Origin of the sequence: Paraburkholderia phenazinium (assembly GCF_900141745.1) — a bacterium.
Taxonomy (GTDB): Bacteria; Pseudomonadota; Gammaproteobacteria; order Burkholderiales; family Burkholderiaceae; genus Paraburkholderia; species Paraburkholderia phenazinium_B.
Window position 1 is genome coordinate 3481654 of the sequence record NZ_FSRM01000001.1, and the last position, 23902, is coordinate 3505555.

Sequence of the window (23902 nt, forward strand, 5' to 3'; positions counted from 1 at the left end):
ACGCGCGCCCCAACTCCGGGCGCCCGCGCTTCTCCTCACTTCTTCGCCAGAAACAGCAGATCCTCGCCCAACGGCCGCACCTCGGCTGCGAACGGCAATTTTTCGCCCACCAGTTCCCCACCCGCCGCCGGCGCTTGCGTCAGCGTAGCGAGGTTCGCCTGCAGCCCGGGCTCGCGGCCCTTGAGCGCGTGCGCCACGTGTTCGGCGAGCCGCAACGTCAGGGCCACAATCGTGATGGTCGGGAAATTTGCGCCCACGGTCGGAAACACCGAACTGCCGGCTACGTACAGATTGGCAATGCCATGCACCTTGCAATCGCGATCCACTACACCCTGGCGCGGCGAATCGTGCATGCGGGTGGTCCCCATGTGGTGCCATGTGCCTTCGATCTGTTCCGGCCATGGCCGCCCTTCGAGCGGTGCATCGAGCGAGACGCTCGCCACCCCGCCCAGTTGCATCTCCTGTGCGAGCAATGCGTTGGTGCGGTCGAAGGTGCGCTTCACCAGTTCCGTCAACTGCCAGTCCACTTTCACACGCTGCATGCCGAGACGGTCGCGCTGCGTCGACAAGGTCACGCGGCTATCGCGATTCGGCTCTGCCTCCACGATGGTCTGGAACTTCACGTCGGTGATCAGCGCGCGCGGCTGAAACAGGCGCGCCGCGCCAAAGCAGCCAGCCTCGACCGGATGCAACGCCATCGTGGCGATATCGCGGCGCAGGCTCCAGCCCGGCTGGTCCTTTTTCAGCAAGGCCTGCTTGCAGCGGATCAGTGCTTCAGCACCATCGGTGTTCTCACCATAGAACATCGAATAGAACCACACGCGCGCGTTGAGCAGCTTCTCGCGTTCGAGCACCTCCTGGGTCAGCGCGAACTGCGACGAGATATGCTGGCCGTGAGCCTTCACCGCGTCGTTCTGGTAGTGATACTTGATGTCGTAGAGCTTGTTGCGCGCCCACGCCGGATTGAAGCGAATGCTGCCCGACATGATGCGCGGATGGTCCATGAAATACCGGCCCACCAGATCGTGGCCATTGCCGAGACCCACCGCCTGCACCTTGTTGGCCGCCAGCAGCAGACGCGCATTCTCGATGCCGCCCGTGGCCAGAATGAAGATCTTTGCAGTCACCACGAAGTGGCGCCCGCTCAGCGTGACGACCTGCACGCGCGAAACGTTCTGCGCCTGGGTATCCGTGTCGATGTCGAGCACGTTGGCGTTAAGGAAGACGCGCACATGGTGCGACTTCTGCAATTCGCCGCGGTACAGTTTGCCAAAGCGCACCGGCGGGCTGAACTGCGAGATCGTGTCGCGTACGTTGCCGCTCGGCAGCGGATGCCGGCGCACATCGGAACGGTTGATCGAGCTCTCCCAAAACGCCGGATCGAAATTCTGCGGTCCGAGCTTGAGCAAGCCATGCGTCGCCGCGTAATAGGGTTTCAGTTCCTCGAGCCCGAACGGCCAGCCGCTGTCTTTGACCCAACCACGCTTTTCGAAGTCCCAGGGATCGAGCGGGCGGCACCAGCCACCCCAGCAATTGCTGCTGCCGCCGAGAAAGCGGCTGCGGCTGCCATCCGCGAACGTATAGGGAATGCCGACGTTCTCGCCGCGATACAGGTCGCGTGTTTCGTCGTCGGCCTTGTAACCGCCGCTCTCGAGCAGGCATGTGTCGATGCCGAGCTTGTTCATTTCGAGCGCGAACGTAATACCGGCTACGCCTGCTCCGATTATGCAAACGGTGGTCCTAATGACCGACCGCTCTTCCACACCCCGGCTGTCGATGAACATCCCCGCTCCCGTGATTCTTGTGCAGCCGCCGTACCGGCACTCCACGCCGTGCCACCCAATGTTCCTGAGCACTGCCGAGGACCTTTGCGGTACACGCACTTGCCATGCCGCCACCTGGCCCGCGGCGACATTCAGTGGTACGTGTTCAGGCACCTCTGCACTGCTGTCGACATGCCGCTCGATACGGTCTGCTGTCGCCCGGGATGAACGGTCCCGAATACGCCAAGTACTGCCATCTATCTTTCATGCGGATTGCGAACAACGGTGTGCGCTATCACGCATTACTGCACGCGTTGTGGCGCAAACCGCTGCTTGATAAATCGCGCCGGATTGCCTCCATAGACACCGTTGGCCGCCAGCGATCGATGCACCACCGAAAGCGGCGTCACGAGCGCAGAACGGCCGATCGTCACGCCCATCTGCACGACGCATTTCGACGCTATCCACGCACCGTCTTCAATCACGATCGGCGCCACGCGCAGATCCATGTTGGTGGCGTAATCGTGTGAACCGGCGGTGAGAAAAACGCCCTGCGAGATGCACACGTTCGAGCCGATACGGATCAGCGCCTGGTTATAGATCCACGCATCGACGCCGAACCACGAGTTCGCACCGACCTCGAGATTCCATGGCGCCTTGATGCGGAGTGGATGCACGAAGCGACAGTTGGGGCCGATCTTCGCGCCGAACCAGCGCAACAGTGTGACGCGCAACGCCGAGAACGGCACCAGCTTGTTGTTGATGACGCACGCTTCCACCACGAACCACAACGCTTCGGTCAGGCGGCTCACCTGCCGCACATAATTGCCCTTGCCCGCGAGGCTGAGATCGATGACCGGGCAAAGCGCCGGCGTCGCCTTTGCGGCATCCGCCTGCCATTCCCTCGCTGCATCGAGTTCGTTGAGTTCGTCGCGTTTCATCTGAGTATTGCGCTCCACTTGCATGCTGCTACCTCGATGTGGACCTTCGTCCATCGTCGCTGCCAGGCACTATTTCGCCTTGTAGCATTACGTAATAAATTGGCACAGTCCTCGCAAGGTTTCGTTCTTGCTAGCGACGATTGGCTTGATGCGCACAGGCTTTGTCGGCTTTGGACTGGCATCTTATTAGGGACGTTGCGCGGTTGACACTACCATTAGCATGACGCAGCGCGATAGCGCGTGCCGCCAACCTGTAGTACCCCGGACGCCTTGCCATGAAACCTCGTGCCCTGCGCATCACGCTCTCCTTCTCCCTCGCACTGGCCAGCACTGCAACCTGCGTTGCGAGCTATGGCCAGTCGCTTGCAACCTACGGCAACGCCCCCGCTGCCGAAGCAGCAGGCGCAGCTGCCGCTGCGAATCGCGCTGGCGACCGGGCCGCGTTTGCACCCGGCACTAACGATGCCTCGCTACTGGGCGGCCCGACTGCGTATGGCGAGGTCTACCGCGCACAGACGCTTGACGACGACCAGCAGCAAAACGTTCCTGCTACGGCGGCCAATCCGCAAGGCCGTGGCGTCACGCCGGTCGAACATATGCTCGCCACCCCCGGCACGCCTCAGCCCGGCGGTGTTGCCCTGCGCACCGCAAACGCCGGCACCCCAGGACTCAAGGCTGGCGGCAATGCCGCCACTGCGGGCCGTGGCGTCGCCACAGGCGTGTTGAGCGAGGATCCGAATATCGCCGCACAGCAGCTCTACGGCAGCAGCAAGGCGACACAACAGCTCTATGGCGGCGGTGCAGCAGCCGGTGCCGGTCAACGCGAAATCTACAAGTCGCCCTGGTAAAAGCCGCGCGTCCAGCGGGGCGATCACGCTCAGTCGACCTGGGTCGGCTCCAGCGGTGCAGCCGCCAACTTCTCCTGTACCAGACCGTTGCCCGTGTTCGGGCCTCGCACGACACCGCCAGGACCAGCGCCCTCAGCGCCGCTTACCACCGCGCTATCCCGTCCACACAACTCCAGTAGTTTCCTGTTCAACGCACCGAACACGCTTGTGCTCGACAATGCGCGTTCGGCATATTCGCGTCCCGCTGCACCGAGCGCTGCACGACGTGCCGGATCGGCGGCCAGCGTCACGATTGCTTCAACCAGCGCGCCGACGTTCTCGGGCGGCACAACCACTCCGCGCGGCGCCACGACGTCATGGAGCTCGGTGCCTGGGCATGCCATCGCGACAATCGCGCGGCCGCTCGCCAGCATGCCGTTGAGCTTCGATGGCATCACCAGATCCGCAGCGCCACCGCGTTGCGGCAGCACGTGAATGTCGGCGAGATTGAGCAACTGGTTCAACTGACGCGCAGGTTGCAAAGCCATAAAACTGCAGTTCGGCAGGTCCATGCAACGCGCTTCGAGCATCGCCCGCGCCGGCCCGTTGCCGCAAAACACGAAACTGATGTCCGTGCGCCCCGCAAGTTGCACCGCAGCTTCGGCCAGCACTTCAAGTCCTTGCTTCGATCCCATGTTGCCGGCATACAGAATCACCGTCTGCGGCAAACTGCGCTTCTCGAGTCCGAGCAGCTCGCGGTAATAGCGGGCGTGCACGAGGGGAACGATGGCGCGGGTATCGACCCAGTTCGGCAAACAGTACGCCTTGAGCGGATCGACTCCCTTGAGGACGGCGCGCTCGACCATCCTGGTGGAGAGACTCGACACGACGTCGAAGCGCGTCAACAGCCAGCGCTCGATCGCAAGCGCGACACGCCGCGCACGCGAGCCCTGAATGAGTCCGAGATCGAACGCCGCGTCTACCTCGTAGTCCTGAATGTGAAGCCACGCGCGCGCCCCGCTCAAACGTGCCACGAGCCAGGCGGCAGGCGCGCTCATGAGGCTCGGCGCAATGCTCATCACAACCTCGGGACGCCACACGAGTTGCGCCGCTAGCACCGGCAGCGACGTCAGCGAATAGCTCGCCAGATGCAGGAGACGCGCAACGCCGGTGGGCCTTTCCGGCACCCACAGCGGTACCCGCTGCACCCGCACCCCGTTGCGCATTTCGCGGCGATAGCGCCAGGCGCTGAAGCTTTCGGCGACGCGCCACTGCGGGTAGTACGGCGGCCCGCAGACGACCCGCACCTCATGACCTTCGGAGACCAGTGCTTCCGCCATCTCGGCGGTATATTTGCCGACTCCGGTGAGCTCTGGCGCGTAGTTGAGCCCAACAATCAGTATTTTCATACCCATCCCCATTCGGCACATCACGCGGCGCGCGCCGGCGCCTGCGTGTCAATTTTTTCAACCACGGCCTCGTCAAGCTAGCTTGCGAGCATCACCGCGCAGCCTCGTGCAATGTTCGATGCCGCATTCGGTGGATCGAAGCGCTGGATGACGTCCATGCAGGCGCGCGCGGTTTTCTCCGTATCCGCAAACGCCTCGAGGGCCTTCAGCATCGTGCGATGCAGCGACGCGCCGTCGCCGGAGCGGAACGCGTACCCCGTCACGGCGTCGATCACGAGTTCGGGCACGCAGCCGCAGTTGTCGCTGACCACCACCGGACAGCCATGACTGAGCGCTTCGTTCACGACAAGACCCCACGGCTCGCTAAAGCTCGGCAGCACCAGGCACGATGCGCCGAAATATTCGCGCGACAACCCTTCGTCCTGCAGACTACCGACGAAGCACACGGCTTCACCGAGTCCGCTTTCGTTCACCCGATTCTGCAGCTGCTCGCCCTGCGGGCCGGTGCCGACGATGCGTAACTTTGCTTGTGGAATGCGCTGGCGAATCGCGGCAAACGCATCGAGCAATGCGTCGACGCCCTTCTCCTGCGAAAGCCGGCCAACGAACAGGAACACCGGGTCCTGATTGCGGCGCGCATGCAGACGCTCGTCGAGCGCGCGCTCCGGCACGAACGACCACGGTAACGCCGCCGCCTGACACGGCACGAAGATACGTTCACGTTTCGCGCCGAGTGACATCAGATATTCGCGGCTGCGCTCGCCAAAACCGAAATAGCCGTCGCACAAGGAGAAAAACACTCGCTTCGGGATCGACGTCAGCAGGCGGCGCGGCCGGTCGCGCCCGGTGGAGTCGCAGAACACCGCGCGGCGCTTGCCGGTCGCAATGCAGGCAAGCAGCATCGCCCAGTACTCGGGCCGATGGTAGCCCGGCAGCACCACGAGATCGGCCGGCGTGCGCAGGACTTCCATCGTGAGACGGTACATCATGCGCCACGTCGGCACGTCCTCGTAGCAGCCGTTGAACAGCGTGCGCATCGGATAGCGGTGGTATGAATAATCGACCTCGGAAAAGCCGAGCCGGAAGTGTTCGGTCTCGGAAATCTGAACGATCGAATATTTGATCGGGCTTGCCGCCGAGATCGTATGCAGTGCCGAGAAAACGACAGCCTTGTGGCGCGACCAGACCACGTTATGAAAGATCGTGACCGAACCCGTTGCCATGTCACACCGTCCCTTCGGAAAGCGTGGCCGCGCCGAAGCGCGTAACGAAGTCCCGATAGGTCGCCTCGATCCCTTCATGCAAGCCAATGCGTGCCCGCCAGCCCATACGTGCAAGACGTGACACATCGAGCAGTTTGCGCGGCGTGCCGTCGGGTTTCGAGGTGTCGAAAACAATCTCGCCGTCGAAGCCGACCGCCTCGGCGACCTGCTGCGCCACCTCGCGGATCGACAGGTCATCGCCCATGCCGACGTTCAACAATCCGTCGGCCACTTCGCGATCGAGCACGAACTCGGTGGCTGCCGCCAGGTCGTCGACATGCAGAAACTCGCGACGGGGCGTGCCGGTGCCCCACACGGTCAGCACGCTGTCACCATGCAGTTTTGCTTCGTGTGCCTTACGGATCAGCGCCGGCAGCACGTGACTGCTGCGCAGATCGTAGTTGTCGTTCGGGCCGTACAGATTGGTCGGCATCAGCGCGACGAACTTCGTGCCGTACTGGCGGTTGTACGCCTCGCATAGCTTTAGCCCGGCGATCTTGGCAATCGCATAAGGCTCGTTGGTCGCTTCGAGCGGTGAGCTCAGCAGATATTCTTCTTCGATCGGTTGCGGGCAGTTCTTCGGATAGATGCAAGACGAACCGAAGAATACGAGCCGCGTCACGCCTGCCTGATAGGCGGCGTGAATCACGTTGGTTTCGATGGCGAGATTCTGATAGATGAAGTCAGCCGGCTGCGTGGCGTTGGCAAGAATGCCGCCCACGCGCGCTGCCGCCAGCAGGACGACATCCACGTGTTCAGCGGCGAAAAAGCGCTGCACCGCCTTCTGATCGAGCAGATCCAGCTCGGTGTGCGTTCTCGTTAAAATGTCCGTGTAGCCGTCTTCCTGCAGACGGCGTACCAGTGCCGAGCCGACCATACCCCGATGGCCGGCCACGAAGATGCGTGCGCTCTTGTCCATAACCGTCACTCTCGATGTTATTCGTGATGTTCGAGGGCCTTGAAACCGGCCAGCGTCACCAGCGCGTCGCGACGCGCAATCTGGAAGTCCGATCGCACCATTTCCTTGACGAGTGTCAGGAACGGCGTGGTCGGTCTCCAGCCCATTTTGGCGTGCGCCTTCGACGGATCGCCGAGCAGCGTCTGCACTTCAGTCGGACGGAAGTAGCGCGGATCGACCCGCACCAGCACGTGACCCGGCGAAAGGCGTGTTTCTTTGCCCTCCACCCTGTCCACGATGCCGACTTCATCCACGCCCTGGCCTTCGAAGCGCACCATCACGCCCAACTCGGCGGCTGCGGCCTGGACGAACTCGCGCACGCTGTACTGCTGGCCCGTGGCGATCACGAAGTCTTCGGGTTCCTCCTGCTGCAGCATCAGCCATTGCATCTCGACGTAGTCGCGCGCATGGCCCCAGTCGCGCATGGCGGACAGGTTGCCAAGGTACATGTCGTCCTGCAGGCCCACCGCAACCCGTGCGAGCGCGCGAGTGATCTTGCGCGTCACGAAGGTTTCGCCGCGCACCGGTGACTCGTGGTTGAACAGGATGCCGTTGCAGGCATACATGCCATACGCTTCGCGATAGTTGACGGTGATCCAGTACGCGTACAGCTTTGCCACGGCGTACGGGCTGCGTGGATAGAACGGCGTGGTCTCTTTCTGCGGCGTTTCCCGCACGAGCCCGTACAGTTCCGAGGTAGACGCCTGATAGAAGCGGGTCTTTTTCTCGAGTCCGAGAATGCGCATCGCCTCCAGAATCCGCAACGTGCCGAGGCCGTCTGCATTGGCGGTGTACTCCGGTTCCTCGAACGACACTGCAACGTGGCTTTGCGCGGCCAGGTTGTATATTTCGTCGGGCTGCACACGCTGGATGATGCGGACCATACTCGACGAATCGGTCAGATCGCCGTGATGCAAAAAGAAATGCCGGTCGGCCACGTGCGGATCGCACATCAGGTGATCGATCCGATCGGTATTGAACAGCGACGTGCGCCGCTTGATACCGTGCACATCGTAGCCTTTGGCGAGCAGCAGATCGGCAAGATACGAGCCGTCCTGGCCTGTTACGCCGGTTATCAAAGCGACCTTACGATCCATTGTGTTCCCCTCGTCGAAACGTTTGACTACAGTGCTGCACGTGCGGCGGCCCACCGCGCGCGCGTAGAAATCGTCTAGCCTGACCGCACGATCTGTGACGCCCGCGCAGCGTCAATCCGCGCGGCTTTCGTATCCGTAATAGCCGGTGTAGCCACCCAGGTTGAGCTTCGGCGGCGGCACATCGGTCAACAGCACGCCGTGCAGGTTGACGCCTGCATTGACAAGGCGTTTAAGCGCTTCGGAGATTTCCGTCGGCGGATGGCGGCCGTGGCGCACCACCATCAGCGTCGTGCCCGCGTGCTTGCCGATCAGCGCGGCGTCGGTCACGGCCAGCACCGGCGGCGTATCGACGATCACCAGGTCGTAGACCCGCCCGAAATGTTCGAGCAAAGTCCGGAAGCGGTCGCTCATCAGCAGCTCGGATGGATTGCCCGGCAAACCGCCCTTGGTGAGGACGTCAAGGCCGGGCAGCACGTCGCGCAGCACGCACTCCTGAATATCTGCGCCATTCAGTACGTCCGCGAGACCCGGGGTATGCGGCAAGCCAAAATGCTTGTGGATATCGCCCCGCCGCATATCGCCGTCGATCAGCAGCACCCGCTTGTGTGCCGAAGCCACCAGCGCAGACAGGTTGACCGACATGAACGATTTGCCGGCATCCGGCCGCGAGCCGGTCAGCATGACGACGTTATTGCGTGCCGAGGTTAGCGCGTACTGCAACGTGGTGCGCAGGCTGCGCACGCCTTCCACGGCGACGTCGTCCGGCGCCTGGGCGGCAAGCACGTGCACACCGGCGCGACGCAAGCCGACATTGCGCTGCACGCGAATCTGCAGGTTGCTGCGCGGCACTACCGCACACACCGGCACGCCGAGCAGCGATTCGATTTCCGTGGTGTTCTGCACGCCGCCATACAGCGTCTTGCGCGTGAATGCCGCGAGGATGCCGAGGACGAGGCCCAGGCCGGTGCTGATCAGGATCAGCAACGCGCGTTGCGGGCGGACTGGATCGTCAGCAGGCTCCGCATAGTCGACCACGCGCACATTACCCACCTGCCCCGCCTTGACGATGCGCAACTGCTGGGCACTGTTGAGCAGGTTGGTGTAAAGCTCGGTATCCACGCGGACGTCACGCAACATCCGCAGTGCGGTTTGTTCCGTGTCCGGCAGCGTCGACACGTTATGCGTCAAGCCGCCCTGCACGCTTTGCAACTGGGCGATCTGCGCGTCGAGCGCGGCTACCGCGGGGTGCGCTGCGGTAAAGCGCGTGGCCAGTTCGGCGCGCTGTTGCTGCAGGTCCACGAGCTTGGTCTTGTTCTCGACGATCTGTTGCAGCAGCAGCCGGCTTTCCTCGCTCAGATCGACCGTACCCTCCTTGTTGCGGAAGGTGTTGTAGCGCTGCTCGGCCTGATCGAGTTCGGTGCGCAACTGCGGCAACTGCTGGTCGAGAAACGCCAGCGTATGCTCGGCCTCGGCCGACTTGCGGTCGATGTCCTGCTGCACGTACTGGCGGGCGATGTTATTGACGATCGCCGCCGTCAGTTCGCTATCGGCGCCTTCGAGCGTCACCGCGATGATGCCCGACTGCACGGTCGTCTCTACGACATTGAGTTCTTTCTGCAGCTTGTTGACCGTATCGAGCGTCGACGCGCGGCTCAGACTGAATTGCGTGCCGGGACGTGCGATCAACTGGTCGATCTGCAGCCGCACAGGGCCGCGCGAAGTGGTGCCGACCGCGAGTTGTCCGGTCCGCGCACGCAACACTTCGGCGCCGCTTTCGTCGGTCACCACATACGAGTCGTCCGGCAGTACGGTCAGCGCAAACGGCTTGTCGTACATGTCCTTAGGCGTGTCGAACAACGAGACCGTGATCTGCTCGCCGCCCCATCCGTACTGCGGCATGCCGAACAGCGGCGGAGCAAGCCCGTCGCTGCCGCGCCAGCGCGCCAACATCTTGCCGATCACGGGGAAATGATGCGGCGCCGCGGTGATGTCGAGATGGAGCTTGCGCACCGTCTCATCGATCACGAGCCGCGAGCGGAGCAACTCGATCTGTGCCGAGGTCACCGCCTTGGTGTCGAAGATCGACGCCATGGTCTGCAATGCGTCCTTGTTGCCGTTGGCATTGCCGCCGTTGCCGTCGTTCGCGGTGTCCACCTGGATCATTGCGTCCGCGCGGTACACCGGCGTCTGCACGAACGCCACCGTGGTGCCGATCAGCAGCGCCGATAGCGTCACCACGAGGATCATCCGCCAGTGCTGCGAAATGACGGTCAGATAGTCAGACAGACGCAGCTCGTCGGCGGTCTGGACATCGACATATCGGTTTTCAAAATTGGTAGCCATAGTGTCATCAATCCCGCACAACAATTACGTTGAATCGGCGTGCCGCGCCGGGTACGTTCTTGCCCCAACGTGCCCGGCTACGGCTTACTTCGTCACGATTGCCGCGGTCAGTCCTGCGTTGACCAACGGCAACAACAGGTTCAGCACACGGTTAAAGCGCACCAGGCCGCCCGCGTCCACATACACCACGTCTTTCGGCTCCAGATCGAACTGGTTCGCGAGCAGCATCGAGACCGGCGAAGTAGCGTCGAGATGCCAGACCTGCGGCTTGATTCCGGGGCCGCCGCGAATCACGTAGAGTTCCTTCGCGGCCGCGGTGGTGGAATTCAGGCTGCCTGCCTGCGAGATCGCCTCGCCGAGCGAGAGCTTGCCGTTCTTCATCGGCAGCACCGTTGCGGGCTTGTTGACTTCGCCCATCACGTAGACGCCGTAGTCTTCGCGCGCCTCGACCCGCAGCAGATCGCCGTTCTGAAGCACGATCTTCGAGGGGTTCTGGTTGTTGTGCAGCATCTGCGAGACATTGATGTAGTAGGTCTTGTCGTCGCGCACGATCACCACATGGCCCTGGTCGGCGGTCGGCGCAAAGCCGCCCGCGCGGCTGATCGCTTCGGTCAACGTCATCGGAATGTCGTTGATGGTTTGCGAGCCGGGCGCGCGCACCTCGCCGTCGATGTAGACCTGCGACGCGCGGAACGACGCAATGCGCACCGTGACCTGAGGCTTGACCATCACCTTGCCAAGGTCGGCGGTAATCCTGCGCTGCACCTGCTCCGCACTTTCGCCGGCTACATGTAGCGTGCCGACATACGGAAACTGCAGGTTGCCTTCGTGATCGACCAGAAAGCCCAGCGCGGCATCCGAGGGACGCGAGGGCGCGACCGGCTGACCGAGCGCGGCCGCCAGCTCCGGGTGATCCCAGACGGTAATCTGCAGCACGTCGCCGGGGCCGATCTTGTAGGGTCCGACGGTACCCAGCAGCGGCGTCAGATCATTGCCGTCGCCGCTCACCATAGCCTGATGCTCCTGCTGGATGGTTGCGAGCGTGATATCGGTGATCGGAATCTCTTGCGAACCGGTGGCCTTGCCATCGTCAGTATTGCTAACCGGCAGGCTTGGTGGCTGCACCATGCGCTGGCCGGGTACAACCGAGCACGCTGCCAGCATCGCAACGGCCGCCATGATGCCGAACAGACGCGCACGCTCAATTGCCGTGTGCCTGACACCAACCCTATACGTCGCGCTTTTTATTTGACTCATTTCAGTCTCCCTCACCGCGTCAATATGCATTGTTATGTACCAGGCCTTTGACGATCGTTGCCGCGATGATGCGCATGTCCAATCCAAAGGACCAGTTACCGAGGTAGTACAGGTCATGCTCCACACGCCGCTCCATTTTTTCGATCCGATCAGTCTCGCCGCGATAGCCGTTGATCTGCGCCCATCCCGTGATGCCCGGCTTGATCCGGTAACGCTGGATGTAGCCGGCCACCACCTTCTGATACAGATCGTCATGCTCAAGGGCGTGCGGGCGCGGTCCGACGACCGACATATCGCCGCGTAGCACGTTGAAGAATTGCGGCAGCTCGTCGAGACTGGTGCGGCGCAGGAACGCGCCCACCCGGGTGATGCGCTCGTCGTGACGGGTCGCCTGACGCAGCGCTCCGGGCTTTTCCGTGTGCAGCCGCATGGAGCGGAACTTGTAGATCGTGAAGACGCGGCCGTCGGCGCCCTTGCGTTTCTGCCTGAACAGAACGGGGCCACGCGAGGACAGCTTGACCGCGATCGCAATGCCCAGCAGCAGCGGCGCGAGCGAAATCAGCGCGACGGCGGCGAACACGCGATCGAACATCTCCTTTTGCAGTTCGGAGGTCTGCGAGAGCGGCGAGGCGACCAGGTTGATGGCCGGCACGCCGAGCAGATCGATCATCGAACTCTCGAACATTGCGACGCTGCGCAGATCGGGCATGAAGCGGATGTTGACGAGGTCTTCACGCAGCTCCTTCACACACTCGTAGATCGTGTGTTCTTCGGATAGCGGCAAGGCCAGCCACAACTCATGGACGTCCTGCGCGCGGATATAGTCGGTGAAGGTGTGCAGATCGTCGAAGGCGGGCACCGTCGGAATCACGTTGCTGAGCGCCGGGCCATCGTGCAACACGTCGAGCACCGCCGCGGTACGAAAACCCGCTGCCGTGCAGCCGTCGATCTTGCGCACCAGTTCCGCCGCATGCGAGCCGCGCCCCACCACCGCGACCTTGCGCAGATTCAGGCCGGCCACGCGCATGCGCGCCAGCACGCGGTGCACGACGATTCTCGAGGCGATCATCAGGGCGCCGGTCATGGCGGTCCAGTAAGCAAACCACAGACGTGAGACGAAGTCGCTACGGTGCAGGGTGAACATCAACACGAGCGCGCAGGTTTGTACGGTCAGCCAAGCGAGCGACACCTGCCCGGCCAGCCCCATCTTCGAGCGGCCGCGCCATGACTCGTAGACGCCGAAGGCGGGGAAAAGCGCGAGGGCGAACGCAGCCGCGAACGCGACGAAGGCGTAATAGAAGCTGCGCTGCCCAATGTCATCAAAGCGTATCTGGGACGCGAAATAGGCGCCCGAAACGACCAGCACGACATCCAGCACGCGCGCGGCCAACGCTACAGGCTTGATCATTTTTCTCTCCCCACCACCTGCATTGAAACGGTTTCGCCAACTACGCAGACTCAATTGCAGCGGCCGTACGTATCGTCGAACCGCACGATATCGTCTTCGCCGAGATACGATCCTGATTGGACTTCGATGATTTCGAGCGGCACCTTGCCGGGGTTTTCAAGCCTGTGACGTACGCCGAGCGGAATGTAGGTCGACTCGTTTTCGCTCAGTAGAAAGCGCTCCTCGCCGCGCGTGACCATCGCTGTGCCGCGCACGACGACCCAGTGTTCCGCGCGATGGTGATGCAGTTGCAGCGAGAGCCGCGAGCCCGGCTCGACCACAATGCGCTTCACCTGGAAGCGGTCGCCCTGGTCGATGGAATCGTAAAAGCCCCACGGGCGCCGCACCTTGCGGTGTGCGTCGGCTTCGGGTGAACGGTCGGCCTTGATGCGTGCGACCAGCCCCTTGACCTCCTGCACGTGCGAACGGTCGGCGACCAGCACGGCGTCCGCCGTTTCGACCACGACGATATTGCTGATGCCTACGCAGGCCACCAGACGCCCTTCCGAATGCGCGTACGACGAGGAGCTGCCTTCGAACACCACGCGGCCACGGCCGACGTTGCCGGCGTCATCCTTGTCGAGCGCATCCCATACCGCGTCCCACGATCCCAGATCGGACCAGCCCGCCACCAGCGGCACGACGACACCCTCGAAGGGCTGGCCTTCGGGTCCTGCTGTATTGAGCCGCTCCATCACGGCGTAATCGATCGAATCCGACGGCGCCTTGGCAAACGCCTCCGCCTGCGGGCGGAAGAACGTGCCATCCGTCTTGCCGCCGGCAACGGCGGCGAGGCAAGCCTCGGCCATGGCAGGTTGCAGGCGTTCGACCAGTTCAAGCCATACCGAAGCGCGCACGACGAAGATGCCGCTGTTCCACCAGTACGCACCCGAGGCGACGTATTGCGTGGCCAGTTCGAGCGCGGGTTTTTCGACGAAGCGGTCGATGCGGAAGGTGTCCGGTTCGATCTCGGCGCCGAGGCGGATATAGCCGAATGCCGTGTCGGGCCGCGTCGGCGGCACGCCGAGCGTGGCGATTGCGCCGCGCTGCGCATGCTCGGCGGCGCGTGCGAGGGCCTGCTGGAACGATGCGGTGTCGAGCACGGCGTGATCGGCCGGCATCGCGACCAGAATCACGTCGTCGCCGTCGGCTATCGCCAGTGCGGCAGCGAGCGTCAACGCCGGCGCCGTATCGCGGCGCGCCGGCTCGACGATGAGCTGTGCCTCGACGCCGTTCTCGCGCAACTGCTCGGCCGTCACGAAGCGATGCTCTTCGCCGCAGATGATGATCGGCGCAGACCTGACCGTCCATTGCGCGGAAAAGCCTTGCATGCGCGAGACGGTGTCCTGCAGCAGCGATTGCGTGCCGATTACGTCGATCAACTGTTTGGGGTGGTTCTCGCGCGACAGCGGCCAAAGGCGGGTTCCCGAGCCGCCAGCAAGAATCACCGGGGCAATGCTCAAACCGCTCGACGGCTGTTCGGTAAATGTCAGCTTGTCCGCGCCATCGCCGGTGCTGCCGTCCTGGTCGGCGTTATCCCGGTACGCATTTTCCATTTTTAGTACTCCTACACCTAAATAGGGCGTTCTTTTCGTTGACAGGCCGAGGTGCGCGAACACGCGCATCCAACCCACGCTCACGGGCGGCCTGCCCCGTTCGCACCCCCAGATCTCAGGCGGCGATGCCGCTCGCCATTCCCGGATCCGTCGTGTTTAGTCCTGCGTAACAGTACGGCTGCGAGCGCGGTATTCCGTCGGTGAGAGCGCCATGCGTTTGCGGAAGATTTTCGCCAGCCGGTCGCCATTGCCGGTGCCGCTGCGCCGTGCAATCTTGTCCACGGGCAACTCCGTTTCCGTAAGGAAGTTGCATGCGATGCGCAAGCGAACCTGCAACAGGTAATCGGACGGCGTAACGTGCATCTCATGCTTGAAGCGGCGCAGGAAATTACGCTCGCTCATGGCCGCCACATGCGCGGCATCGGCTACCGACACCGGTCGATCGCAGTTGGCCTCCATCCAGCGTGCCGCCGCGCGGATCTTTTCGCCGACGCTCATCGTGCCGCCCTCGGCGAGCCGCGGCATCAAGGCAGCGCCCATGCCGGGCATGACGCGATCGGCGACATTGCGGGCCACGTCGAGACCCAGATCGCGCTTGATGGACATCAGCGCGCTCTTGCTCGAGTCATGATGGTCGTTCGCTTCGCTGAGCGTGCTGTCGTTCGCGACGTGCGTCAGATATGGACTCGTATGTCTGATGTCGTCGTGTTCGGCGAGACCTGCAGCGGCCAGGATCAGACGGCCCTCGGCGATTGGTTCGATGGTGCGGGTGCGCGAGCGCACCGAGCGCAGCCAGCCGAGCAGGCGTTCGTCGCGAGCCGCCAGGTTGGCGCCATAGCCGCCTGCTACGAACAGCACATCGAAGCCGGTGTTGTAGCGTGCGTCGACGCCATCCGTCCACATCCGCGCGGACGACGAGCTGGCAATGCTGCCGCCTTCCATCGAGAGAAATTGCACTTCGTAAGGTGGGTCGTCGCCGCCATGCGCGGTGGCGATTTCGTTGGCCGTATGGAACATCTCGGCCACGATGCCCGCGCCCAGCAAGCCGAATCGTTCGAACAACAGGATGCCTACGCGGCGCGCTGCACATCGCACATTCACGTTAGGCGTATGCAGCCAGGTAATCCTCGCGGTATCAACGGACATATGCGGCATGATCTTCCCCTACCATGTCATGCGTTGCGGGCCGAATCTTCTGATTTTCTAACTTTTTAATAACATTGCACTGCATCATATCCACGCCGAAAATCGCCGTTGATGACAGTGACCGAAATGCGCGCGATGTTGGCGGATTGCGTCGCTATATATAAATTCGCAAAATGGAAATCGATGCGAACGTACAACAGCTTGGCTAATCGCGACATTTGACTCATTGATATCCTTGTGCCGCATTTTAGCGGAACGTATAAAACATCAGATGAATCAAAACGGTCTACTGGACGAGCGCAAGCCGGTACGGCAGGCGAAATTGCCGGTGAAACGGCAATGTTGCTCTGCATGTGAAAGGAGTCCGTGGAGGAATCCTCGTACGATGGCCTGTTTTGAACTTTATGATGCATCGCACCAAGCACGTCGCGTACCAGCCTGATGTGGCGGGGGATTGCGGGGAGCAGCACCTCGCCGTGCTGTCCCGGACGGCGAAAAACGTTTCAAAGGTGAAATTGATTGAAGGAGCCAGATCGGCTTTAAGCAATTGGAACGAAGAAGTGAGGCTTTTATTATTTTATGAAATCGCCGGCAATACCCTATTTACAGCCCACAACCGGATTTGTTTCAAAACCGTACAGAGTCCGGAGGTGTCGAAAATGTTTCAATATTGAAACGCCATGCAAATTCAATAAGTCTGATCTATTCGTCCGACCGGATTTCGAATCGGCTCCGCATAAGCGGCCAGTTATGACGAGAGCGTTTCATCCGGGTAACTATTTCGCTCGTCAGACGATTTATTCCGACGGGCGCAAGCATCTATTACTGATTAAAAAAACGGCGCGATCATAGCATTGCATATTTTGTCTGTAAGCTCGCGCGGATTGCACAACGCGCGACGTTTATTGCTCCGATGACCTGGAGTTTGTCGTGGCGTACCAGGTACGCGTCCCCTATGCTGAGATTTGACACCACAAGCGGGCGTACGCCGGCGATGAGGGTGCTAACGCTGCACCACGTTGACGAATCGCTGCACCGCGCGTGGAACGGCCGAAGACAACACGCGAGCTGCGTGGTGTAGCGCACTGGACGGGGTTTTATCGTGTGCCTGAATGATGTGAGTATTGCTTCCGCCATGTTCACAGCGCTACTCGCGCGCCGCTGCGTCGTTCTTCGGACCACCATGAGACACACACCGTCCTCGCAGCACGAGCTTGCGCCATCTGTGTCCCTCTTTCGGCGTGGCGGATTTTCACTGACGACGCTGGCGCTTCGTCTGATGGTGGCGCTCACCATCGCCGCCTGCAGCCAGCACGATGTCGCTGTGAACGCGGCCACGGAAAACGACCCGCAAGCCCCACAGGCATCATCGGCGCAGACGGCCAGCCCGGCGACGCTGTGCGCAGCAGAGCGCGGGTTTTGCCGCTTCTCCGGCACCGAACAGGTTCGCTACGGCACCTCGAACCGCTACGTCGTGCTCACGCTCACCGGCGGCAAGCCTTGCAATAACAGCGTATTCGGCGACCCGGCACCGGGCTCGCAAAAGAGTTGCTGGATCGTGCGCACCTCGGCGACGAACGCCGCGGCGCCACCGAACCCAGCCGCAACGCTTGTCGCAGACGGAACCGATGCCCGCTCTCAGGATCCGCCACCGGCCGCCACCGCCGCGCCCCACCGTGCCGCTATCACCTGGACCGCGTGCGCCAGCGAGCGCGGCACGTGTGCTTTCTCAGGTACGCACGACGTCAAGTACGGCAGCGATTCAAAATATGTCATCCTGACCTTTACCGGCGGCACGGCGTGCGACAACACCGTGTTCGGCGATCCGGCGCCCGGCGCGCAAAAACGCTGCTGGTACGACAGCGGCGTGGCGCCGGCACCCACGCCGACATCGATCATCGCGACGCCTGGCAAGAGTGCGCTGACCTGTGGCGCACCGTCCGAACCGGCCAACGCGGCGGCCGACGGCCCCGCCATCGAAGCGGATACACCCGGCGGCGACGGTACGCGCATGTTCGCCAACGGTCGCCCCTTCGCGGTGGAACTCACCACGCGCGCCAGGCAGCGCGACACACTCGACTGGCAGATTCTCGATACGTGGAGCAACGTGCGCGCATCTGGGCAATTCCAGGTCGCGAGCGGCCCGCAGGTCGTCACGCTCAATTGCGTATCGACGCTCGCCGGTTACTTTGCCATCTCCGCGAGCCTGAGTTCGGCCGGCGCAGAACTGCCGGCTCGCGGCACGCGGCCGGTCGGCATGGCGAGCTTCGGCGTTCTGCCCGATCTGTCTGGCGTCCTCACTCCCCCCACCTACGCGCGTGAGGACCTGCACCGGTTCGGCGGCCAGGGCTCGGCCTATGTGACGCCCGGCCAGCACTGCTGCTCGGGCGACGGCTACCGGCCGCTCTACCCCGATCTGGGACTGCGGTGGGTCAACGATAACCGCAACTGGTACATGATGGAGCCGAACGGCCCGAACACCTTCAACGCCGCGTCCTATCCGCTCGCACCGTTCCTCAAGGGCGGCGATCTGCTGCGCCTGATCCAGCTGGACGGGATTCCCGCATGGGCGAGCCCCACGCACGTTGCCACCCACAGCTATCTGCCGGTCTCGGTGCCGGCGTATCAGGCCTTCATGACCAAGGTCGGCCAGGAGTCGAACCAGGTGCGCACCCAGCACTTTCCGCGGCAATCGCGCAACTACTATCAGGTGACGTGGGAGCCCGATTACAACAGCGGCTTGCCGTGGAAGGACACGGACGCCAATCTGGTCGCGCTGTATCAGGCCACCTGGCAGGCCATTCACGCAAGCGACCCCAATGCCGTGATCATGGGCACCACCAACGCCTCGGTCGCCACCAATACCGAATGGCTGCAGCGGCTCCAGCCGCTCGGCATCGCGAAGTACCTCGACGGCGTGTCGATTCATGGCTACTACGACGTCGGCACCACGCCGTCTCATCCACCCGAGCGGCTCGTGGGCGACAGCGATCCCGCCAAGGCGGCCCAGTCGCTGCGTGCGACCATGCGTGCGCTGCGCCAGCAGATTGCCTCGACGCTCAAACCCGGCGCGCGTCTGTTTGTCACCGAAACCGGCATCAGCTACGACATCGGCTCGAAATATGGCCCGAACTATCCGACGCCGAACGTGCTGTACGCCCAGGGCGCGCTGGTCGCGCGCACGCATCTGATCCTGCTCGGCGAGGGTGCCGATGTGACCTATCTGTTCTATGCGACCGACTTTCCGGACCAGGCTGGTTATGGATTGTTCTTCGATCTCGCCGATCCGCAAGGTGGCTACGGGCCGTCCGCCATCAGTCCGAAGCCCGCGGCCATGGTCACCGCTGCGATGACCCGCCTTATCGACGGCACCAACACGCTCGGCCCGCTCAACAATCTGCCGGCCGGTGTCTACGCGTATGCGTTCCAGCAGTTGAATAACGGCGCGGTGGTCACGGCCCTATGGACCCATAACAATGCAGACTGGAACGCGAGCAAGGGCTTCAGCGCAACCTATCAGGTGCCCTACAGCCTGCAGGTCGACGCGCCGGGCAGCTCCGGCCAGGTGACGGTGCTCGACATGATGGGCAATCCGTCGAGCCTGCCCTACAGCAACGGCGTGGCTGCGCTCACGCTGACTGAGGCGCCCATCTACGTGATTTCGACCAACGCAGGCGTCGCTCGCGCCAACGTCACGACGCCGGCCGGTTACGTCGCGCAGTGAGCTTGTCCTGATGCGCAGAGAGTTCGGCGCATTTGGCAGGGATGCCGCTGGCGGATGCGCCGGCACGAAACGCTAGACTGAGATCTGCTCGCGCAGACGACTGAGGAGATCGACGCTACCATGCTTGCCCGCCCCGAATTCCTCGACGTCGTCCGCCTGACGCCGCTCATCTCGATCGACCTCATCGTCGTCGACGACCAGGGACGGGTGCTGCTCGGACGACGCGTCAACCGCCCCGCACTGGGCGCGTGGTTCGTGCCCGGCGGAAGGATCCACAAGGACGAATCGCTAAGCGGCGCATTCAGCCGGATCGCGCGCGAGGAACTCGGGCTGGAGAATCAGTCGCAGAATGCGGCCTGCTTTCGCGGCGTATTCGAACATCACTACGACGAAAACTTCGCCGGCGCGGCCGATATCTCAACTCACTACATCGTGCTCGGCTATATGCTGGTGCTGCGCGAAACTGCGCGTATCGGTCGCTTCGAACAGCACAGCGACTACGTCTGGATGACGCCGTCGGAACTGCTGGCCTGCAGCGACGTGCATGAGAACACCAAGGCGTATTTCCGCTAAGAAAACTTAGAAGCGCTTAATACACAAGCACACAAGCGCGGCTGCAGGCTTCTCAGCCGCGCATTGTCACACCCGGCTCATTCGGCCATTTCCAGGCTATCTGCCGCGAGTTTTGCATTCAGATAAGCTTCAAAGCCCGCTTTCACCTCGGGATGCCTGAGCGCGAACTCAACCGTCGCCTTCAGATAACCGAGCTTGCTGCCGCAGTCGAAACGCTTGCCGTGGTAGCGGTAGGCGAGCACCTGTTCGTCGGCGAGCAGCGACTGGATCGCATCGGTCAACTGGATCTCGCCGCCGGCGCCCGGCTGCGTCTTGCGCAGATGCCCGAAAATCCCCGGCGTCAGCACATAACGCCCCACGACACCTAGATTCGACGGCGCCCGCGCCGGTTCGGGTTTTTCCACCACGCCCGACATGCGGAACACGCGGTCGTCCCACGCCTTGCCCTCTATCACGCCGTAGGATCGCGTTTCCTGCGGCTCGATCTCTTCCACGCCGATCACCGAACAGTGGTAATGGTCGAAGACGCCGATCATCTGCGTCAGCACGGGTGGGCGGCCGTCGATCAGATCGTCGGCCAGCATCACGGCAAACGGCTCATCGCCAATCAGCTTCTCAGCGCACAGAACCGCATGGCCGAGGCCGCGCGGCTCCGACTGCCGCACATAAAAGCAATCGACGTGGCTCGGCTTGATGCCGCGCACCAGAGCAAGCAGATCCTGTTTGCCACGGGCCATCAGTTCGGCCTCGATCTCGTATGACTTGTCGAAGTGATCTTCGATCGCGCGCTTGCCGCGCCCCGTGACGAAGATCATTTCGGTAATGCCGGCGGCGATCGCTTCTTCGACCGCATACTGGATCAAGGGCTTGTCGACGATCGGCAGCATCTCTTTGGGGCTGGCCTTGGTGGCGGGCAGAAATCGCGTTCCGAGTCCGCCTACGGGAAAAACCGCTTTATGAACGTTGCGCATTTTCTTCACTCCCCTTTCGTGTCGTTGTTTCCGGTTTCCCGCTATGTGAATCCGAGCCTATTCCGCAGCTGTCGAAATTACCTGCCAACTGTTCGCCGTTTCCCGCCGCCGGTGGCGAAGCCAGCCTATACCGGGTCACGCGTTACTTAAATTAAGTTTCATCAAACGATTGCCCTGTTTCAGCCAACGCGCGCGGCCGCCGATCCATAATTTCCTCAACGTGATACGTATTGAGGAGACGGACATGCCGATGAGCATCGAGATGATCAACGAGTACGGTGACAATGCAGTACGGGTTGCCGTCGACGACAATTCTGTACTGCTGGCGGCGAGCGAAGTCGACGCGGTCATCGAGCGCCTGAGCCTGCTGCGCGCCGCGATGCGGCCTGAAGTGCCGAAAGAGCCGTCGCGCACGCACCAGTATGTAATCGAAATGGATCCTTGCTGGCACACGGAGAAACATCCGCTCTATGACGGCGCCGTGCTGTTCATGCGACACACCGGTCTCGGCTGGGCCGGCTTTGCGCTGCCCACGGCAAGCCTCGCCAAACTTAACGACGCCTTGTCGAAGCATCTCAAGCAGCTGGAAGTGGAAGAGGCGCACGCGCTGATGAATTGAAGCGTTGCAACGATTTGTTCCGCTTTGTGCAGCAATGTATTTCAAAGTTCGTCTCCACTGCGCACATGCGACACCCTATACTGACCTTTCCGCATCACTGCGGTCTTTTTCAAGATCTCCTTACAGCGCGGCTTGTCCGCGCTTTTTTTTGCCTGTCGCTTTTGCAAGGCGACCCGCGCACCGCGCCTCCGACGCGCGCAATGTATCCACGCAGTTCATGAACATTGCACAAAATTAAAAAAGACTTAATCAAGCTGGCAGTGCCATGTTATCTGCGAGCGCCCATGATGCACGCATCGTCCTTTCCTAGTGTACGAACATGAACCAGCTACAAGCGATGCGTGTCTTCACACGCGTAGTCGATCTCGCCAGCTTCAACCTGGCCGCGAGACAACTGGGCATGTCGGCTGCCGCCGTCACGCGCAGTGTCAGTATGCTCGAGGCGCATCTGAACATGCGCCTGCTCAACCGCACGACGCGCAGCCTGTCGCTCACGGAAGTGGGCAAGGAGTATCTGGACGGCTGCCGCACGATCATCGAAAAGCTCGATGAAATGGAATCGAACCTCGTGCAGACCACCCGCGACCCGCGCGGCACCTTGCGCATCGCCACACCCATGACCTTCGCGACCTCAGGGCTCGGCAACCTGCTCGCCTCCTATCGAACGCTGCATCCCCGGGTCGATTTCGACATCACCACCTTCGACACGCATATCGACATGGTGGAAGGCGGCTACGACGTGTGCTTCTCCGACGACCGCCGCCTCGCCAGCTCCACACTGGTAAGCCGCACACTCACGAGCATCGAGGAAGTCACGGTCGCTTCGCCGTCGTATCTGGCTCGCCACGGCACGCCGCGCGACCCGGCTGCACTGAATCGTCATGGCTTGCTGACGGTCTCCGACGGCACCTCGCGGACCTGGGAATTCGCGGATGCCGACGGCGTCTACCGCGTCAACACCGGTAGCGCGTTGACGGCGACCAGCAGCGCGATGGTGCGGGTGGCCGCTCTCAACCACATGGGCATCGCGTTGCTGCCGCTGCCGTTCGTTGACGAAGACCTCGCTCACGGCACGCTCGTGCCGGTGCTCGAAGAGTACCAGGTGAATGGCGGTCCCCGTCATGTGTCGATCCTGTACTCCGGCCGCAACTATCTGTCGATGAAGGTGCGCAGCTTTATCGACTTTGCTGTGAGCCAGTATCGCGCACCCGACAAGCAGGTCGCGTTGCGGGTCGTCGCCTGATGGCCCTGAAGAAATACGCTAGCGAACCATGCCGAAGATACTGACGATCGAAGACGATGAACTGATCGCGGACGATATCGTGCGCACGCTCACATCGAGCGGTTTCTCGGTCGACGTGGCTCGCACCGGCCGCGAAGGCATGGCCAAGGTCATGGCAGGCGAATACGACGTCGTCACGCTCGACCGCATGCTGCCGGATCTCGACGGTCTGACGATCGTCGCCACCATGCGCGGTGTGGGCATGGAAACGCCGGTGCTGGTGATGAGCGCGATGTCCGATGTCGATCATCGCATTCAGGGGCTGCGCGCCGGTGGCGACGACTATCTGACCAAGCCGTTCTCAGCCGACGAGATGTTTGCACGCGTGGAAGTACTGCTGCGGCGGCGTCCGCGTAATGCCAAGGCCGAGACCTTGCTGCGTACCGGTGCGCTTGAGCTCGACCTGGTGCGCCGACGCGTCACCCACGGCAAGCGCGAACTCGAACTGCAGCCGACCGAATTCCGCGTCCTCGAATTCATGATGCGTCATGCAGGCCAGGTGCTAACGCGCACGATGATTTTCGAAGCGGTGTGGGGTTGCCGCTTCGATCCGGGCACCAACCTCATTGACGTGCACGTGGGGCGTCTGCGCAAGAAGGTGGACGTGCCGGGCGAGCGTCCACTGATCCGTACCATTCGCGGCTCCGGCTACCTGTTCGGTTGACGCGCAAGCGCGTCGCCGCCCTCTCCCCTCTCATCGAACACAGCGTGCCCAATGCGGCGCGCT

General features: G+C 62.2%; 20 protein-coding genes. 7 read left to right on the top strand and 13 right to left on the bottom strand.

Features of this window, described 5'->3' with window-relative positions:
* Positions 1-35: 35 nt before the first annotated feature.
* Complete coding sequence (locus BUS06_RS15635; RefSeq protein ID WP_074265091.1) at positions 36-1784, bottom strand: FAD-dependent oxidoreductase; 1749 nt, start codon at positions 1782-1784, stop codon at positions 36-38.
* Positions 1785-2065: 281 nt separating this feature from the next.
* Complete coding sequence (locus BUS06_RS15640; protein ID WP_074266118.1) at positions 2066-2704, bottom strand: LbetaH domain-containing protein; 639 nt, start codon at positions 2702-2704, stop codon at positions 2066-2068.
* A 275-nt stretch (positions 2705-2979) separates the two neighbouring features.
* On the opposite strand from BUS06_RS15640, the gene BUS06_RS15645 reads away from it, so the two are divergent.
* Entirely contained in the window at positions 2980-3552 is a 573-nt protein-coding gene (locus BUS06_RS15645) for a hypothetical protein (RefSeq protein WP_074265092.1), read from the top strand.
* 29 nt (positions 3553-3581) lie between these two features.
* Here BUS06_RS15645 and BUS06_RS15650 read toward each other — a convergent pair whose 3' ends face one another.
* The 10 genes from BUS06_RS15650 to BUS06_RS37455 all read right to left on the bottom strand — a co-directional run bounded on the left by BUS06_RS15650 (position 3582) and on the right by BUS06_RS37455 (position 16359).
* Positions 3582-4940, bottom strand: coding sequence for a glycosyltransferase WbuB (locus BUS06_RS15650; protein WP_074266119.1), 1359 nt, complete (start codon positions 4938-4940; stop codon positions 3582-3584).
* Between the two features lie 77 nt (positions 4941-5017).
* The gene (locus tag BUS06_RS15655) at positions 5018-6163 is read right to left on the bottom strand and encodes a glycosyltransferase family 4 protein (RefSeq protein ID WP_074265093.1); all 1146 of its coding nucleotides are present in this window, start codon (positions 6161-6163) and stop codon (positions 5018-5020) included.
* Position 6164: 1 nt separating this feature from the next.
* Complete coding sequence (locus tag BUS06_RS15660) at positions 6165-7121, bottom strand: GDP-L-fucose synthase family protein (RefSeq protein ID WP_074265094.1); 957 nt, start codon at positions 7119-7121, stop codon at positions 6165-6167.
* Positions 7122-7138: 17 nt separating this feature from the next.
* Entirely contained in the window at positions 7139-8257 is a 1119-nt protein-coding gene (gene gmd / locus BUS06_RS15665) for a GDP-mannose 4,6-dehydratase (protein ID WP_074265095.1), read from the bottom strand.
* A gap of 111 nt (positions 8258-8368) precedes the next feature.
* Positions 8369-10600 carry a polysaccharide biosynthesis tyrosine autokinase gene (locus BUS06_RS15670; protein WP_074265096.1) on the bottom strand — a complete coding sequence of 744 codons (2232 nt, stop codon included), beginning with the start codon at positions 10598-10600 and terminating at the stop codon, positions 8369-8371.
* An 84-nt stretch (positions 10601-10684) separates the two neighbouring features.
* Entirely contained in the window at positions 10685-11857 is a 1173-nt protein-coding gene (locus BUS06_RS15675) for a polysaccharide biosynthesis/export family protein (RefSeq protein ID WP_083611435.1), read from the bottom strand.
* 19 nt (positions 11858-11876) lie between these two features.
* Positions 11877-13265 (bottom strand): undecaprenyl-phosphate glucose phosphotransferase, encoded by a 1389-nt coding sequence (locus tag BUS06_RS15680; protein WP_074265097.1) that lies wholly within the window; start codon positions 13263-13265, stop codon positions 11877-11879.
* A gap of 50 nt (positions 13266-13315) precedes the next feature.
* Positions 13316-14860, bottom strand: a complete 1545-nt coding sequence (locus tag BUS06_RS15685; RefSeq protein ID WP_083611436.1) for a mannose-1-phosphate guanylyltransferase/mannose-6-phosphate isomerase — start codon at positions 14858-14860, stop codon at positions 13316-13318.
* Positions 14861-15016: 156 nt separating this feature from the next.
* Positions 15017-16015 carry a GlxA family transcriptional regulator gene (locus BUS06_RS15690; RefSeq protein ID WP_074265098.1) on the bottom strand — a complete coding sequence of 333 codons (999 nt, stop codon included), beginning with the start codon at positions 16013-16015 and terminating at the stop codon, positions 15017-15019.
* Between the two features lie 56 nt (positions 16016-16071).
* Entirely contained in the window at positions 16072-16359 is a 288-nt protein-coding gene (locus BUS06_RS37455) for a hypothetical protein (protein WP_143787526.1), read from the bottom strand.
* A gap of 51 nt (positions 16360-16410) precedes the next feature.
* Here BUS06_RS37455 and BUS06_RS15695 point away from each other — a divergent pair, with 51 nt between their 5' ends.
* The 3 genes from BUS06_RS15695 (at position 16411) to BUS06_RS15705 (ending at position 20303) form a co-directional block, all read left to right on the top strand.
* Positions 16411-16680 (top strand): hypothetical protein, encoded by a 270-nt coding sequence (locus BUS06_RS15695; protein ID WP_143787527.1) that lies wholly within the window; start codon positions 16411-16413, stop codon positions 16678-16680.
* A gap of 509 nt (positions 16681-17189) precedes the next feature.
* A complete protein-coding gene (locus BUS06_RS15700) occupies positions 17190-19730 on the top strand; it encodes a hypothetical protein (RefSeq protein WP_143787528.1) in 2541 nt (846 codons plus the stop codon).
* A 120-nt stretch (positions 19731-19850) separates the two neighbouring features.
* Positions 19851-20303 (top strand): GDP-mannose mannosyl hydrolase, encoded by a 453-nt coding sequence (locus BUS06_RS15705; protein ID WP_074265101.1) that lies wholly within the window; start codon positions 19851-19853, stop codon positions 20301-20303.
* A 77-nt stretch (positions 20304-20380) separates the two neighbouring features.
* Here BUS06_RS15705 and galU read toward each other — a convergent pair whose 3' ends face one another.
* Positions 20381-21274: a UTP--glucose-1-phosphate uridylyltransferase GalU gene (gene galU, locus BUS06_RS15710; RefSeq protein ID WP_074265102.1), complete on the bottom strand. Its 894-nt coding sequence runs from the start codon at positions 21272-21274 to the stop codon at positions 20381-20383.
* 250 nt (positions 21275-21524) lie between these two features.
* Here galU and BUS06_RS15715 point away from each other — a divergent pair, with 250 nt between their 5' ends.
* The 3 genes from BUS06_RS15715 (at position 21525) to BUS06_RS15725 (ending at position 23839) form a co-directional block, all read left to right on the top strand.
* Entirely contained in the window at positions 21525-21893 is a 369-nt protein-coding gene (locus BUS06_RS15715) for a hypothetical protein (RefSeq protein ID WP_174567531.1), read from the top strand.
* A gap of 319 nt (positions 21894-22212) precedes the next feature.
* The gene (locus BUS06_RS15720; protein WP_074265104.1) at positions 22213-23136 is read left to right on the top strand and encodes a LysR family transcriptional regulator; all 924 of its coding nucleotides are present in this window, start codon (positions 22213-22215) and stop codon (positions 23134-23136) included.
* A 28-nt stretch (positions 23137-23164) separates the two neighbouring features.
* Positions 23165-23839, top strand: a complete 675-nt coding sequence (locus tag BUS06_RS15725) for a response regulator transcription factor (protein ID WP_074265105.1) — start codon at positions 23165-23167, stop codon at positions 23837-23839.
* Positions 23840-23902 lie beyond the last annotated feature (63 nt).